Source organism: Nonomuraea sp. NPDC050022 (genome assembly GCF_044460705.1).
In the GTDB taxonomy this organism is placed as follows: Bacteria; Actinomycetota; Actinomycetes; order Streptosporangiales; family Streptosporangiaceae; genus Nonomuraea.
This window is the reverse complement of the sequence record NZ_JBITKE010000021.1, coordinates 38217-53561: the sequence shown is the minus strand read 5'-3', so window position 1 is coordinate 53561 and position 15345 is coordinate 38217. Positions and strand designations below refer to the sequence as shown.

Below are 15345 nucleotides of genomic sequence, written 5' to 3'. Positions count from 1 at the left end.
CTTTCCTTGTCAAACGTCCAGAGAAAGTGAGCGTCGCGATGTCCGTGCGGACGCGCCGTCAAGCGGTCGACGGCCTTCTCCCCTCACCCGAGCCGGTGCGCTTCATCGCCGAGGACGGTACGGCCGTGCGAGCGCCCGCCGGTTACCCGGCGCCCGCCGATGAGCAGTTGCTGGAGGCGTACCGCCGGATGGTCCTGGGCCGCCGCTTCGACCGTCAGGCCACCGCGCTGACCAAGCAGGGCCGCCTGGCCGTCTACCCGTCCAGCCGCGGACAGGAGGCCTGCCAGATCGCCGGGGTGCTGGCGCTGCGCGAGGAGGACTGGCTGTTCCCCACCTACCGGGACTGCGTGGCCCTGGTCTCCCGCGGCATGGACCCCGTCGAAGTGCTCACCCTGCTGCGGGGCGGCTGGCACTGCGGGTACGACCCCGCCGCCACGCGGGTCGCGCCGCAGTGCACGCCGCTGGCCACCCAGACCATCCACGCGGTCGGCATGGCCGAGGCCCTGCGCCGCAAGGGCGAGGACGGCGTCGTCATGGCCTTCATCGGCGACGGCGGCACCAGCGAGGGCGACTTCCACGAGGCGCTCAACTACGCCGCGGTCCTCCACGCCCCCGTCGTGTTCTTCGTGCAGAACAACAAGTACGCGATCTCCGTACCCCTGGCCAGGCAGACCGCCGCCCCCGCGCTCGCGTACAAGGGGATCGGCTACGGCATCCCGTCCGAGCAGGTGGACGGCAACGACCTCGTCGCGGTGCTGTCCGTCCTGACCGAGGCGGTGCGGCGGGCGCGGACCGGCGGCGGCCCCTTCCTGGTCGAGGCGCACACCTACCGCATGGACGCCCACACCAACGCCGACGACGCCACCCGGTACCGGGATACGGAAGAGGTCGAGCGGTGGGAGTCGGCCGATCCCCTCGCCCGCCTGGAAACCTATCTGCGCGGCCGGGGCCTCCTGGACGCCGAGGCCGTCGCCGCGGCGCACGCGGCCGCCGAGGAGTACGCCGCCCACCTGCGCGACGAGATGAACGCCGACCCGGAGACGAACCCGTTCGAGCTGTTCGACCACGTCTTCGCCGAGCCCACACCCCAGCTGCGCGAGCAGCGGGCGCTGCTGGCGTCCGAGCTGACCGCCCATGAGGACTGACATGACCACGATGACGATGGCGCAGGCGCTGAACACCGCGCTGCGCGATGCGCTGCGCGAAGACGAGCGGGTTCTCGTCTTCGGCGAGGACGTGGGCCCGCTGGGCGGCGTCTTCCGCGTCACCGACGGGCTGACCAAGGAGTTCGGCGAGGATCGGTGCTTCGACACCCCGCTGGCCGAAGCGGGGATCGTGGGCCTGGCCGTGGGCATGGCCATGGGTGGCTTCCGCCCGGCGGTCGAGATGCAGTTCGACGCCTTCGCTTACCCGGCCTTCGAACAGATCGCCTCACACGTGGCCAAACTCCGCAACCGCACGCGCGGGCGGCTGTCGTTGCCGATGGTGATCCGGATTCCGTACGCGGGTGGCATCGGCGGTGTCGAGCACCACTGTGACTCCAGCGAGGCCTACTACGCCCACACTCCGGGCCTGAAGGTCGTGACCCCCGCGACCCCGGACGACGCGTACTGGCTGCTGCGCGACGCCATCGCCGACCCCGACCCGGTGATCTTCATGGAGCCCAAGCGCCTGTACTGGTCCAAGGGCGACATCACGCCCGCCGACCGGCGGGCCGGGGGGTTCGGGCAGGCGGTGGTACGGCGCGAGGGGCGCGACGCGACCCTGGTCGCCTATGGGCCGAGCGTCCCCGTGGCCCTCCAGGCCGCCGAAGCCGCTGCCCAGGACGGCATCTCCCTGGAGGTGGTGGACCTGCGGACGATCGTTCCGTTCGACGACGAGACCGTCGTGGCCTCAGTACGCAAGACCGGCCGCTGCGTGGTGGTCCAGGAGGCCCAGGGGTTCGCCGGGGTCGGCGCGGAGATCGCGGCCCGCGTACAGGAGCGCTGCTTCCACTCCCTGGCCGCCCCCGTGCTGCGTGTCTCGGGATTCGACATCCCCTACCCGCCGCCCATACTCGAGCACGCGCATCTGCCCGACGTCGACCGGATCCTCGACACGGTCGACCGGCTCCAGTTCGGCGACGAGCCCGATCTCCTGCACCTGGCCCGGGAGGCGTCATGACGACCACTGCCGCGCGGCAGGTGTTCCGCCTGCCCGACCTCGGCGAGGGGCTGACGGAAGCCGAGATCGTCGTATGGAAGGTCGCCGTGGGCGACAGGGTCGAGATCGACGAGATCGTGGTGGAGGTCGAGACCGCCAAGGCGGCCGTGGAGGTGCCGGTCCCCTTCGCCGGAACCGTCCTGCGGCTCCACGCGCAGGCGGGCACCGTCCTGACGGTCGGCGAACCACTCATCGAGGTCGGCCCCGCCGCCACCGACCAGGACGCGGCTTCTGCGCCCACCGTCGACCAGGACACGAACCCCGCGGCGGCCCGCTACCGCGAGGAGGAACAGGCCGGCTCCGGCAACGTCCTGATCGGGTACGGCACCGGCCGCACGTCCGGCACGCGGCGGCGCCGGGGCGGCTCCCGGCGCACCGACCACAAGACCCCCGAAGCCGCACCGGAAGCGTCCGCTTCCCCTCTCGCCGCCGGACCTGGGCTTGCGACCGAACCGGGGCTTGTGGCCGGACCCGGGCTTGCCGCCGAACCCGAGCTAGCCGCCCAACCGGAGCTTGCCGTCGGTCCGGAGCTTGCGGCCGAACCCGAGCTTGCGCCGGGGCACGCGCGCGAGCGCGCACTGGGACAGGCGCCGCGCGTGGTTTCTCCGCTCGTCCGCCGGATCGCCCGCGAGCACGGACTGGATCTCACCGTCATCACCCCCACCGGACCTCGCGGCGTGATCCTGCGTCGTGACGTCGAGCAGGCCATCGCCGACCTCGGCAAGGCACCCGAGACCCCCGCGCCGCCCGCGTCCGCGCTCGGCTCGGCCGGGACGGCGTTGACGGCGGAGCGCATTCCCCTGCGCGGGTTGCGGCGGGTGGTGGCCGACAAGCTGACCCGCAGCCGCACCGAGATCCCCGACGCCACCACCTGGGTGGACGTCGACGCCACCGGCCTGCTCGCGGTGAAGGACGCGCTGCGACAGGACCGCCCGGAACTCGGCATCGGGCTGCTCGCGCTCCTGGCCCGCATCTGTGTGGCCGGTCTGCGACGCTTCCCTGAGCTGAACTCCTCGGTCGACACCGCCCGCGCCGAGATCGCCCGGCACGGTCACATCAACCTCGGCTTCGCCGCGCAGACCGATCGCGGTCTGGTCGTGCCGGTGGTCCGGGACGCGCACCTGATGACGACCGTGGAACTCGCCGCGGAGCTGACCCGCCTCACGGGCCTCGCCCGCTCGGGCGGGCTGCCTCCCACGGCGCTGACCGGGGGTACGTTCACGCTCAACAACTACGGGGTCTTCGGCGTGGACGGATCCACCCCGATCATCAACCATCCCGAGGCGGCGCTCCTCGGCGTCGGCCGCATCATCGACCGCCCCTGGGTGACCGACGGCGCGGTCGTACCCCGCAAGGTCACCCAGCTGTCACTGACCTTCGACCACCGAGTCTGCGACGGCGGCGCCGCCGGCGGCTTCCTGCGCTACGTGGCCGACTGCGTGGAGAACCCCGCGATCCTGGTCGCCCACGTGTAGCGACCGGCACAGACTCGCCGACGCACAGCCACCCGCACAGCGACCGGCACCGAAAGCTCGCCACTTACTGCGACCGGCCCCGAAAGGAAGTGAGACCCACGTGGTCCATGTACGCCCGTCCCTGATCGGACTCCAGTCCTACGTGCCGGGATGCAAGGTGCCCGGAGCCGTCGTCCTGGCCAGCAACGAATGTCCGTACGGTCTGCTGCCCAGCGTCGCCGCCCGGCTCGCCCGGCTGACCGGCGGCCTGTCCCGTTACCCGGACATGGGCGCCGGCCGCCTGCTCGAAGCGCTCGCCGACCATCACGGCGTGACCACCGACCGCGTCGCCGTGGGAGCGGGCTCCTCCGAAGTCTGCGGACAACTGCTGCACACGGTGTCGGCGCCGGGCAGCGACGTCGTCTTCGGCTGGCGGTCGTTCGAGGCGTACCCCATCCTGACCGCGGTGGCGGGCGGAACGGCCGTACCGGTGCCGCTGCGCGACCACGTCCAGGACCTGCAGGCCATGGCGGCGGCCATCACCGAACGGACCCGCCTGGTCTTTGTCTGCAACCCCAACAACCCGACCTCGACGCCCGTCGGCGAGAGCGCCCTGCGCGCCTTCATCGACCGGGTGCCCGAGCACGTGCTGATCGTCGTCGACGAGGCTTACCACGAATATGCGGATCCGTCCGTCGTACCGGACGCGCTCGCGCTCTTCGGCGACCGGCCGAACGTCGTCGTCCTCAGAACCTTCTCCAAGGCGTACGCGCTGGCGGGGCTGCGGATCGGTTATTGCGTCGGGGCGCCCGAGATCATCGCGCAAGTACGCAAGACGCAGACCCCGTTCAGCGTCAGCGCCCTCGCCCAAGAGGCGGCGATCGCCGCGCTCCAGGAGCACGAGGAGGTGGCCAGGCGGGTCGCCCGCACGGTCGAGGAGCGCGAGCGCGTCACTCGTGAGCTCCGGGCCCTCGGCTATGACCTGCCCGCCTCCCAGGCGAACTTCGTGTGGCTGCCGCTCGGCCAGGACAGCACGGCCTTCGCCGACCATTGCCTCGCCAACGGGGTCATCGTCCGCGCCTTCTCCGGAGAAGGCGTCCGCGTCACCATGGGACTGCCGGAGGAGAACTCGGCCTTCCTCGCCCTGGCCGAGACCTGGAGACCGGCCTTCACCTAGCCCGTCCAGCTGATCGATGAGGAACAGCCGGTCGGCCAGCACCATCGGCTCGAGCGGCTGGTCCGTCGTGCGCTGAGGCTCACAGTTTGCTTCGAGGCTCGAAGCTGTTACCTTGTTTCTTGCTTTGAGGTTCGAAGTAAATAGCGAGGCCGAGCACGAGGAAGCGATACACCCATGTACAGGTACACCGGCATCACCGCGCTCGTCACCGGCGCCTCGAAGGGTCTCGGCGTGGCGTACGCCGGTGAACTCGCCCGACGAGGGGCCGATCTCGTGCTCGTGGCCCGCTCCGGCGACGCGCTGCGCCGGGTCGCCGACGAGATCCAGCAGGAGCACCGGGTCGAGGTCGCGACCGAAGTGGCCGATCTCGCCGACCCAGACGGGGTGGCGCGCCTGATCGCGGAACTCGACCGGCGGGGCCGCACCATCGATCTTCTGGTCAACAACGCGGGTGCGGGCGCCATCGGTCCGTTTCTGAGCTCCTCGCTGCGGCGCAACGTCGACTCCGTCGAACTGAACGCCATCGCCCTGATGAGCCTGACCCATGTGCTCGGCAACCGCATGGCGGAGCGGGGGCGCGGCGGAATCATCAACGTGGCCTCCACGGCCGCCTTCCAGCCGATGCCGTACCAGGCCAGTTACGCGGCGACGAAAGCGTTCGTGCTGTCGTTCACCGAGGCGCTGGCCGAGGAGTTGCGCGGCACCGGGGTGCGGGTCATGGCGGCCCACCCCGGAGCCACCGCCACGGGGTTCTTCGACGCCACCTCCGCCACCATGAACCCGGCCTTCACCGACGCGCCGGAGGATGTCGCGGCCAAGACCCTCGACGCCTTCGCCAAGGGCGCCGTCAACTCCTACCCCGGGCGGGCGATCAACAGACCGGCGACCTGGCTCTCCCGCGCGTTGCCCCGCACCACGGTCGCGCGGCTGACCGGGCGCGTGAACCGGGCCATGGGGTTGCACCGCGCCCAGGACCTCGACGTCTTGGCGTGATCGCGTGGCCTTGAAGGCAGTGACACACGCTGAGCGCTGGGGTGGCAACGTTCCGGTAACAAGCCGTTGACGTGGGGGAGGAGTTACCGGAGACTCCTGACTACGTAGTCAACGGCTCCCGGAGCGTGACCCATGCGCGATACAGGTCGCGGCCCCCGCCGCCCGGCCGGCAGCATGGACGTCGCGCGGCTGGCCGGAGTGTCGCAGAAGACCGTCTCCCGGGTGATCAACGCCGAACCCAACGTCCGCGAGCACCTGCGCGAGCGCGTGCTGCAGGCCGCGCGAGAGCTCGGCTACCGCCCCAACACGGCCGCGCGGGCGCTCATCAAGGGCAGATTCCACCGCATCGGGGTCGTCTCGCTCGGCAGCACCCTGTACGGCCCCGCCGCGACGCTGGTCGCGCTGGAGCGGGCGGCCCGCAGGACCGGCTACTCACTCAGCATCGTGTGCACACTCGAAGGCGAGCCGGGCGGCATCAGCGCCGCAATCGACTCGCTGATCAGCCAGGGCGTGGACGGCATCGTGCTGTCGGAGCCCATAGACGAGGGACAGGACCTGGCCCTCGACCCGGACGTACCGGTCCTGAGCTTCAACCAGCTGAGCCCGCCGTACGCCGACAACGGCGTGTTCATCAGCGGTGGCGGCGTCGCCGCCGGGCGCGTGGCCACCGAGCACCTGCTGTCCCTGGGCCATGCCACCGTCTGGCATGTCGCGGGGCCGCAGCGCTGGTGGGCCGCGCGTGATCGGCTGGCCGGCTGGCGGGAGGCGCTGGCCGCGGCCGGCGTGCCCGAGCCGCCGGTCCTGGAGGGCGACTGGTATCCCGCGTCGGGGTACGCCGCAGGCGTCGAGTTGGTCGCGGCGGGCGATGTGACCGCCGTGTTCGTCGCCAACGACGACATGGCGATAGGCGTCATGCGGGCGTTCGCCGAGGCCGGGCTGCGCGTGCCGGAGGACGTCAGCCTCGTCGGCTTCGACGACTCGCCGCACGCCGCCTACCTGGTCCCGCCCCTGACCACCATCCACAGCGACTTCGAGGGCGCCGCGGTTCGCGGCCTTCAGCTGCTGGTGGAGCGGATCGAGGGGGCCACGGGCCCGGCGGTGCTGGAGGAACCACCGGCCGAACTCATCCCGCGCGGCTCGACCGCGCCCCCGGAATCGAGGTGACCGGCTAACGGTCAAGCAATGACCCGGATGGGAGAACGTGTTGCTACCCGAGCAAGTGCTCTTCGGCGCCGCCTACTACCACGAATACCAGCCGTACGAGCGGTTGAAGACCGACCTCGACCTGATGGCCGGGGCGGGCTTCTCGGTCATCCGCGTGGGCGAGTCCGTCTGGTCCACCTGGGAGCCGGACAACGGCCGGTTCGAGCTGGACTGGCTGCGGCCGGTGCTCGACGGCGCGCACGAGCGCGGCATCCACGTCGTGCTGGGCACCCCGACGTACGCCGTGCCGCCGTGGCTGGCCCGCCAGTACCCCGAGATCGCCGGGGAGCGGCGGACCGGTGAGCGCATCCCGTGGGGGGCCAGGCAGGAGGTCGACTTCACCCACCCCGCCTTCCGCTTCCACGCCGAGCGGGTGATCCGGGTGATCGTCGCCCGCTACGCCGATCACCCGGCGGTCATCGGCTTCCAGGTGGACAACGAACCCGGCTTGGAGCTGCTCCACAACCACGGCCTCTTCCAGCGCTTCGTGGACCACCTGCGCCGCCTCTACGGCGACGTCGAGACGCTGAACCGCGAGTGGGGCCTGGTCTACTGGTCGCACTGCCTTTCCACCTGGGCCGACCTGTGGACTCCCGACGGCAACATCCAGGCCCAGTACGACCTGGCCTGGCGCCGCTTCCAGGCCGACCAGACCGCCGAGTTCATCGACTGGCAGGCCGGCATCGTGCGGGAGTACTCGCGGCCCGGGCAGTTCGTCACCACCTGCATCTCCTACAACCGGCCCGCCCTGGCCGACGACCGGCTGACCCGCCACCTGGACGTCACCGCCGGCAACCCGTACTACGCGATGCAGGACGGCCTGGCTTTGCCCGGCGCCGACGCCGGCCCGCAGGGCTGGACGACCAGCGGGACCTGGGCGCTCTACCACAGCGCCGACCGGATGTACTCCTCCCGCCAGGAGCCCTTCCTCGTCACCGAGACCAACGCGCAGTCGATCGGCGCCCCCTGGATGAACCGCCCCGCCTACGATGGGCAGTGGCGCCAGGCGGCCTACGCCCTTGTGTCGCGCGGGGCCGGCATGATCGAGTACTGGCACTGGCACACGCTGCACTTCGGCGCCGAGACGTACTGGGGTGGCATCCTGCCGCACAGCGGCCGGCCGGGGCGCGTCTACCAGGAGATCGCGCGCATCGGAGCCGAGCTCAGGACCGCCGGGGACCTGATCGCGGGGCTCACACCGGACGCCGACGTCACGATGCTCTACTCCGCGCCGAGCAAGTGGGCGCTGGAGTTCTACCCGCCGCTCACCGACGGCGAGGGCGGGCCAGACCGGCGCTCGTACGAGGGCATCTTCGACCCGTTCTACCGAGGCGCCTTCGACGCGGGACTGCAGGTGCGGATCATGCACACCGGGCAGCTCACCGAGCAGGAGCCGGCGGACGCCGCCGGCCGGCATCCCGTCCTGGTCGTCCCCGCGCTCTATATCGCCGACGATGACACGCTCGACTGGCTCGCCGCCTACGCCGCCGCCGGCGGTCACCTGGTGCTCGGACCGCGTACCGGCTACGGCGATCTGGAGGCGCGGGCCCGTACGGACGTCATGCCGGGCCGCCTCGCGGAGCCCGCCGGCATCTCGTACGAGGAGTTCGCCAACCTGGACGCCGACCTCCCGGTCCACGCGCCCGAGGGCTCGCCGCTGGCACTCCCGCCCGGCGCGGCGGCCACGCGCTGGGCGGATGGGGTACGGGTGGAGGCGGACCGGGTGCGGGTGGAGAGCGCGCAGGTGCTCGCCCGCTACGAGCACCCGCACTACGGTCGGTGGCCCGCCGTCACCAGCCGCGCGCACGGAGAGGGACGGATCACCTACGTGGGGACCGTGCCGGACACCGTCCTGGCCCGCGCCCTGTTCGACTGGGCCGTCCCGGCCGAGCCGTCGGGCTGGCGGTTCGGGGCCGCGAGCGTGACGTCCACGGGCGCCACCTCCCGGGACGGGCGCAAGGTCCGCTTCGTACACAACTGGTCGTGGGATCCGGTCGCGGTCCGGCTGCCCGTCGCGGTGCGGGACGTACTCGATGGGAGCGACCACTACGCCGGCGGGGAGCTGACCCTCGGGCCCTGGGACGTGCGGATTCTCGTGGAGCGCTGACGCCACGGGGGGCGCCCGCCGAGCGGACGCCCCCCGTGGTCGCTCAGATCAGCAGACGATGAAGATGCTCTGCCAGCCGACCGGCGTCCGCTGCTCCGCGTTGCGGTTGGAGGGCAGCTCGAAATGCATCACGCCCTGCGCGTTGGGCTGGTTGTACATGCGCCCGGACTGACCGTCGCCGTACCACTTGTAGGACCCGTGGAAGGGGATGTTGGACACCCCGCACGCGTCGAGGACGACGGACCTGCCGGTGAAACCCCGGCCTTCGTAGGCGATGTACTGCGAGGCGTAGGCGGCGCTGGCGGTGAGGGCGATGATTCCGGCGGTCAGGGCGGGTACGAGGAGGATTCTCTTCACACTGCTCCTTGATGCAAGTTTCCGCTGGGCGGGCGCGTGGCCCGCCGTAGGACGCCCTCCATCATGTACGGAAAGTAGTCGAGGCAACACTTACTGTGACGACAGGCTGTGCTCGCCTCAGCGCCGATCCGCGTTTCAGCGCAGATAAGAGGCGCCGTTGAGGTCGAGCACCGTGCCGCTGACGAACTCCGCCTCGGCCGAGGCGAGATAGCGCACCGCCGCCGCGACCTCCTGCGGCTGGGCGATCCGGCCGAACGGGCTCTGCGCCTCGACGCCGGCCCGGTTCTCCTCGGTCAGGATGGAGGCCGCCATGTCGGTCTCCACGAAACCCGGCGCCACCGCGGAGACCGCGATGCGGTGCGGCGCGAGCGCGATGGCCAGCGACTGACCCATCGCGGTCAGGCCGGCCTTGGCGGCGGCGTATCCCGGCGCCTGCGGCTCGCCCCGGTAGGCGCCGCGGGAGGCGACGTTGACGATGCGTCCGCCACGGCCGCGCTCCACCATGTGCCGGGCCACGCACCAGGAGACGTTCGCGGCGCCGAGCAGGTCCACCTCGACGGTCCGGCGCCAGATCCGCTGCCAGGAGGCGTAGTCCACGGTCAGCGGATCGTGGAAGAGGTAGACGGCGGCATTGTTCACGAGCACGTCGATGCCGTCGAGGGCGTCGATCGCCGCCGAGACGAACGCGGCGACGGCCTCCGGATCCGCTATGTCTCCCTGGACGACGGCGTGGCCGTCGCCGTCGAGCGCCGATCTGACCTCCTCCGCCTCGCGGGGGGAGTCCCGGTGATGGATCGCGACCCGGTCGCCGTCGGCGGCGAAGATCTTGGCGATCTCACGGCCGATCCCACGCGACGATCCGGTTACGAGCACGCCTCGACTGTCCACGATCGACCTCTTTCCCAACAGACTTCCGGCGGTACGCCGTCGGGCCACGCTAATGCAGATCGCTGGACGACCAAGCTGCGGGGTGGAAGGCACCACGTCCGCTTCCTCGAAGGCGTGGTGCCGTTAGGTTGGGAGTCAGCAGGAGGCGAGCATGCTGCTCAGGGCCGTCTTCTCGGCGCTGTCGAGGGTCAGGCTGTAGTACCACTTGACCTGGATCCAGGATCGGGCGTACCGGCAGCGTTCGGCGGTACGTGGGGGCTGCCATTCGGCCGGGTCCTGGTCGCTCTTGGACTGGTTGACATTGTCCGTCACAGCCCACAACTCGGGGCCGCCCAGGTCGTTGGCGTACTGCTGGCGCTGGGCGGTCGTCCACGCCCACGCGCCCGAGGCCCATGCCTCGGCAAGGGGGACCATGTGGTCGATGTCGACGTCGGAGGCGGCGGTCCAGGTCGCGCCGTCGTAGGGGCTGTACCAGCTGCCGGAGACGGCCGCGCAGGCGGAGTCGGTCACCACGTTGGTGCCGTCGCGCTTGAGGACCTCTTCGCGGGTGTTGCAGGTCCCGCTCTGGGTGATCCAGTGCGGGAACAGGTCGCGGTCGTAGGTGCTGCCGTGGGATTCGGCGGCCACGGTGAGGGTGGCGAGCCGGGAGGTGGCGGTGGCCGCGGACGGGATGTTCGGCGGGGTCGCCACAGCCGGTTGCGTGGTGATGGCCAGGGTCAGGAGAGTGGCGCAGGTGATGTTGAAGGCAGCCGATAGCGCCTCAGGCGGCCAGGCGCCGTACGTACCAGTCGTGGTCGTCCTGGCCCCGTCTCAGGTAGGTGAAGCCGGCTCGGCCGGCCACCGCCGCCGAGGCGGTGTTCTCCGGATTCACCCTGATGGCCGCTTGGGTGGCCCCGGCGGCCACCGCGTGCAGGCAGGCCAGCCGCACCGCGCGGGTGGCGATGCCACGGCCGCGCCAGGCCGGGTAGAGCCCGTAGGCGAGATTGACCTGCCCGGGGACCAGATACGGCTGGTCGAACTGCACGTCGATCGTCCCCGCGAGGACCCCCTCCGTACGCACCCCGAACGTATGCACGGGCCCACCGGCCGCCCACCGCTCCAGGCACCGGCGTATGTGCGCCTCGACCGTGGCCCGGGTTCCCGGGCCTCCGTTGAGCCAGCGCACCAGCTGGTCGTCCTCCCCGGCCAGGTGGGCGTCGACGTCATCCAGGCACAGGGGCGAGAGGGTGACCGTGCTGTCGGACAATCTCGATATCTCGGGCATCTGGCGAGTCTCCGCCGGAGCGCAAGGGTGACGCCAGCGAATTACGCCGGTCCGCCGGCCGGAGCGGTCGAGCCCCGGACGATCAGTTCGGTGGCGAGTTCCACGTGGTGGGAGTCGATCTTCTCGCCGGCCGCCAGGCGCAGCGCCGTACGCAGGGCGACGCCGCCCATCTCGCGCAGCGGCTGGCGGACGGTGGTCAGGGGGGGTGAGGCCATCGGGGCGAGCTGGGTGTCGTCGAAGCCCACGACGCTGAGGTCCTCGGGGATGCGCAGGCCGCGCGCCCGGGCGGCCTCCATGACGCCCAGGGCCATCTCGTCGTTGGCCGCGAAGATCGCCGTCGGCGCCTGGGCCAGGTCGAGCACCGCCGCGCCGGTGACCATGCCGTCGTGGTAGTGGAAGCGCCCCGTCTGTACGTACGCGGGCGGCACGGGCACTCCCTCTGCCTCCATGGCGGCGCGGTAGCCGTGCAGGCGGGCCTGGTTGCAGGCCGCGGACGCCGGGCCGCCGAGGTAGGCGATGCGCCGGTGCCCGAGGGAGAGCAGGTGCTGGGTCGCGGCGAAGCCGCCCGTGAAGTTGGTCGAGCCGATGCTGGTCACGCGGACGCTGGGCAGGTTCAGCGGGTCGATCACGACCAGCGGCAGGTGAGCCCGGGACAGGGCGGTCAGTTGCGCCGAGGTCAGCTCGCTGGTCACGGCGATCAGCGCCCGCCGGCCGGCGGAGATCAGGGAGCGGACCCACCCGGGGGTACGCTCCCTGCCTCTGCGGATGCTGATCACGACCCCGATGCCGACCTCGGCCCCGGCCTCGACCGCGCCTTGGATGATCTCGGCGGAGTACGCGGTCAGATCCGTGTCGAACTGCACCTCGATCGTGGCGACCCCGGTCGCCTCGGTCCGGCGCGGCGACGGCGCGACGTAGTCATGCTGCTGCAGCAGGGACTGCACCAGGGAGCGGGTCGCCGGCGCGACGTCGCTGCGGCCGTTGAGCACCTTGGAGACGGTCGCGACGGACACGCCGGCCGAGGCCGCCACGGTGGCCAGCGTGGCCCGCCTAGGACTGACCGGCATCTCTGCCCTCCTGTTTCCCTGCCACGGGGTCCACGTCCACGGGTGTGACAAGCCGCCGGCCGCGACCGACGGGCCGCAGCGGGCCGGTCAGCCGGATGACGCCGCGGCACGGCAGGTCGGCGGCGGAGGTGCCGACGAGCACCTCGACGTCCCCGGGCTCGACGATCCGCCGCAGGTCACGGCCGGTGAAGGCGGTCCGGTCAGCGTGTACGCGAAAGCGCACGCACGCGCTCGCACCCGCCTCCAACCGGACCCGCGCGAACCCGGCCAGCTGCCGCACCGGCCGGGTCACCTGGGCGAGCACGTCGTGCAGATACAGCTGGACGACCTCCTCGCCCGCCCGGCCACCGGTGTTGCGGACACGGACCGACACCGTGAACTCCCCGTCCGTGGGCACCTCGGCGTCGCTGATCAGCAGGTCGCCGACCTCGAAGGAGGTGTAGGAGGTGCCGTAGCCGAAGGGGAACAGCGGAGTGGGATCGAGATTGCTGATGCCGTGGCTGTTGAGGCCCAGCGGCGGCTGCAGGTAGGTGCCCGGCTGCCCGCCCGGCCGGCGGGGGATCTGGACGGGCAGCCGGCCGCCGGGCTGCACCCGGCCGGACAGCACCCCGGCGATCGCCGCCGCGCCCTCCTCGCCGGGCATGAACGCCTGGACGAGCGCGGCGGCCCCGGCGTGCACCTCGCCCAGCGCGTACGGCCGGCCCGAGACGACGACCACGACGACCGGCGTCCCCGTGGCGGCGAGCTCGGCCAGCAGGTCCTCCTGCACCCCGGGCAGCCGCAGGTCCTCGGCGTCGCAGCCCTCGCCCGAGGTCCCCTGCCCGAACAGGCCCGCCAGGTCGCCCACGACGGCCACGCACAGGTCCGCCGCGCGGGCCGCGGCCGTCGCGGCGGCGAAGCCGGAGCGGTCCTCACCTCGCACGTCGCAGCCGCGTTCGTGGAGGATCTCGGTGTCCGGCAGCTCCGTCCGCAGGGCGTCGAGGACGCTGGGCGCCTCGAGGCCGAGCCCGAGGCCGGGGTGGCGGGGCAGGACGTGGTTGGGGAAGGCGTAGCAGCCCATGAAGGCGCGCGGCTCGGCCGCGGCCGGCCCGACGACCGCGACACGGCGCAGCTCCTGCGCGCGCAGCGGCAGCGCGGTGCCGCCGTCGAGCAGGACGATGGACCGCTCGGCCATCTCGCGGGCCAGCGCCCGGTTGTCCGGCGAGTCCAGGTCCACCGTGTCCGCCGCGGACACCGAGCCCTCGGGCGTCCAGTCCTGGTCGAGCAGCCCCAGCTGGACCTTCTGGGTGAGCAGGCGGCGCGCCGCCCGCTCCACCAGGGCTTCGGGCAGCTCGCCCCGGCGTACCCGCTCCACCAGGTGCGGGCCGAAGCCGAGGGTGTCGGGCAGCTCGACGTCGATGCCCGCGCTGAGCGCCAGGACGCCGGCCTCGTCGGTGTCGGCGGCGACCTCGTGCATGGTCGCCAGGAACGGCACGGCCCAGTAGTCCGAGACGACGGTCCCGGTGAATCCCCACTCCTCGCGCAGCAGGTCGCTCAGCAGCCAGGAGTCGGCGGCGGCCGGGACGCCGTCCACGTCGGAGTAGGAGTTCATCACCGAGCGCGCGCCGCCCTCGGCGATGGCCGTCTCGAAGGGCGGCAGGATCATGTCCATCAGTTCGCGGCGGCCCATCGGGACGGGACCGTGGTTGCGGGCCGCCCGCGCGGCGGAGTAGCCGGCGAAGTGCTTGAGCGTGGCGATGATCCCGGCGCTCTCCAGGCCGCGGACGTAGGCGGCGCCGAGCATCGAGACGAGATAGGGATCCTCGCCCATCGTCTCCTCGACCCTGCCCCAGCGGTAGTCGCGCACGACGTCCAGCACAGGGGACAGGCCCTGGTGCACGCCCACGGCGCGCATGTCCCGCCCGATGGCGGCGGCCATCCGCTCCACGAGGCCGGGGTCGAACGTCGCGCCCCACGCGATGGCGGCGGGGTAGACGGTCGCGCCGTACGTCGTGAACCCGGTCAGGCACTCCTCATGGACCAGCGCCGGAATGCCGAGCCGGGACCGTTCGACGACCAAGCTCTGCAGGCGGACCACCTCCGCCGCGCCCTCGGCGGCGGTGACCGGTCCGCTGCCGAAGACGCGGGTCAGGTGACCGAGCCCGTGGCGGCTCGCCTCCTCCAACGGGATGGTCCCGGACGCGGCGAACACGTCCTGCATCGGCGCCACATTGAGGGTCACGTCCGGGTCCGGATCGGGCTGGTCGGCCGGCCGCATGTCGTTGCCCACCCACCGGCTGCCGAGCTGGCCGACCTTCTCCTCCAGGGTCATCTCGGCAACGAGGGCGTCGACCCGTTCGGCCACGGGGAGCGTCTGGTCCTGCCACGGGCGGAGAACCCGCTCCGCCGCGAGGGGCCGATCTACAGCCGTCATCTGCTGCTCTCCTTAGTGCCGCAATATTTCGCAATGTTTCGGCGCCGTCAAGTGATCTTTGCGGGTAGCGCTTGCCGGTCGTTCCTGGGTCTTGACACGTCAACAGCCGAAATCTAGATTGACGGCCGCGCGGTCATTTCGCAAATGTTTCGAGAACCTACTTAAAGGCGGATTGGGGGAGAGGCATCGGGGGGTGCTGCTCCACGACCGCCGGCCACCG

The 15345-nt window shown here is 71.6% G+C and carries 13 protein-coding genes; 7 read left to right on the top strand and 6 right to left on the bottom strand.

Annotated features, from left to right (window positions below):
- The first annotated feature begins 38 nt into the window (after nt 1-38).
- The 7 genes from pdhA to ACIBO2_RS55085 all read left to right on the top strand — a co-directional run bounded on the left by pdhA (nt 39) and on the right by ACIBO2_RS55085 (nt 9136).
- Nucleotides 39-1145, top strand: coding sequence for a pyruvate dehydrogenase (acetyl-transferring) E1 component subunit alpha (pdhA, locus tag ACIBO2_RS55115; protein ID WP_397305051.1), 1107 nt, complete (start codon nt 39-41; stop codon nt 1143-1145).
- On the top strand, nt 1135-2163 hold the full coding sequence (locus ACIBO2_RS55110) for an alpha-ketoacid dehydrogenase subunit beta (RefSeq protein ID WP_397305050.1): 1029 nt from the start codon (nt 1135-1137) through the stop codon (nt 2161-2163). The genes pdhA and ACIBO2_RS55110 overlap by 11 nt, the downstream gene beginning before the upstream one ends.
- Nucleotides 2160-3677, top strand: coding sequence for a dihydrolipoamide acetyltransferase family protein (locus ACIBO2_RS55105; protein ID WP_397305048.1), 1518 nt, complete (start codon nt 2160-2162; stop codon nt 3675-3677). The genes ACIBO2_RS55110 and ACIBO2_RS55105 overlap by 4 nt, the downstream gene beginning before the upstream one ends.
- Nucleotides 3678-3777: 100 nt before the next feature.
- Nucleotides 3778-4833 (top strand): histidinol-phosphate transaminase, encoded by a 1056-nt coding sequence (gene hisC / locus ACIBO2_RS55100; protein WP_397305047.1) that lies wholly within the window; start codon nt 3778-3780, stop codon nt 4831-4833.
- Nucleotides 4834-5007: 174 nt separating this feature from the next.
- The gene (locus tag ACIBO2_RS55095) at nt 5008-5826 is read left to right on the top strand and encodes an SDR family oxidoreductase (RefSeq protein WP_358541264.1); all 819 of its coding nucleotides are present in this window, start codon (nt 5008-5010) and stop codon (nt 5824-5826) included.
- 132 nt (nt 5827-5958) lie between these two features.
- Nucleotides 5959-6990, top strand: coding sequence for a LacI family DNA-binding transcriptional regulator (locus tag ACIBO2_RS55090; RefSeq protein WP_397305046.1), 1032 nt, complete (start codon nt 5959-5961; stop codon nt 6988-6990).
- A gap of 40 nt (nt 6991-7030) precedes the next feature.
- Nucleotides 7031-9136: a beta-galactosidase gene (locus tag ACIBO2_RS55085; RefSeq protein WP_397305045.1), complete on the top strand. Its 2106-nt coding sequence runs from the start codon at nt 7031-7033 to the stop codon at nt 9134-9136.
- A gap of 48 nt (nt 9137-9184) precedes the next feature.
- Here the strand turns inward: ACIBO2_RS55085 and ACIBO2_RS55080 are convergent, their stop codons facing one another.
- From ACIBO2_RS55080 to ACIBO2_RS55055, 6 genes are all read right to left on the bottom strand, one after another.
- Nucleotides 9185-9493, bottom strand: coding sequence for a MiAMP1 family antimicrobial peptide (locus tag ACIBO2_RS55080; protein WP_225291077.1), 309 nt, complete (start codon nt 9491-9493; stop codon nt 9185-9187).
- A 135-nt stretch (nt 9494-9628) separates the two neighbouring features.
- Complete coding sequence (locus tag ACIBO2_RS55075) at nt 9629-10366, bottom strand: SDR family oxidoreductase (RefSeq protein WP_358541271.1); 738 nt, start codon at nt 10364-10366, stop codon at nt 9629-9631.
- A gap of 150 nt (nt 10367-10516) precedes the next feature.
- Entirely contained in the window at nt 10517-11071 is a 555-nt protein-coding gene (locus ACIBO2_RS55070; protein ID WP_358541273.1) for an HNH endonuclease family protein, read from the bottom strand.
- A 70-nt stretch (nt 11072-11141) separates the two neighbouring features.
- Nucleotides 11142-11645 (bottom strand): GNAT family N-acetyltransferase, encoded by a 504-nt coding sequence (locus ACIBO2_RS55065; RefSeq protein WP_397305044.1) that lies wholly within the window; start codon nt 11643-11645, stop codon nt 11142-11144.
- Nucleotides 11646-11686: 41 nt separating this feature from the next.
- The gene (locus ACIBO2_RS55060; protein ID WP_358541279.1) at nt 11687-12712 is read right to left on the bottom strand and encodes a substrate-binding domain-containing protein; all 1026 of its coding nucleotides are present in this window, start codon (nt 12710-12712) and stop codon (nt 11687-11689) included.
- Nucleotides 12696-15125, bottom strand: coding sequence for a glycoside hydrolase family 3 N-terminal domain-containing protein (locus ACIBO2_RS55055; RefSeq protein WP_397305043.1), 2430 nt, complete (start codon nt 15123-15125; stop codon nt 12696-12698). The genes ACIBO2_RS55060 and ACIBO2_RS55055 overlap by 17 nt, the downstream gene beginning before the upstream one ends.
- Nucleotides 15126-15345: the final 220 nt, after the last annotated feature.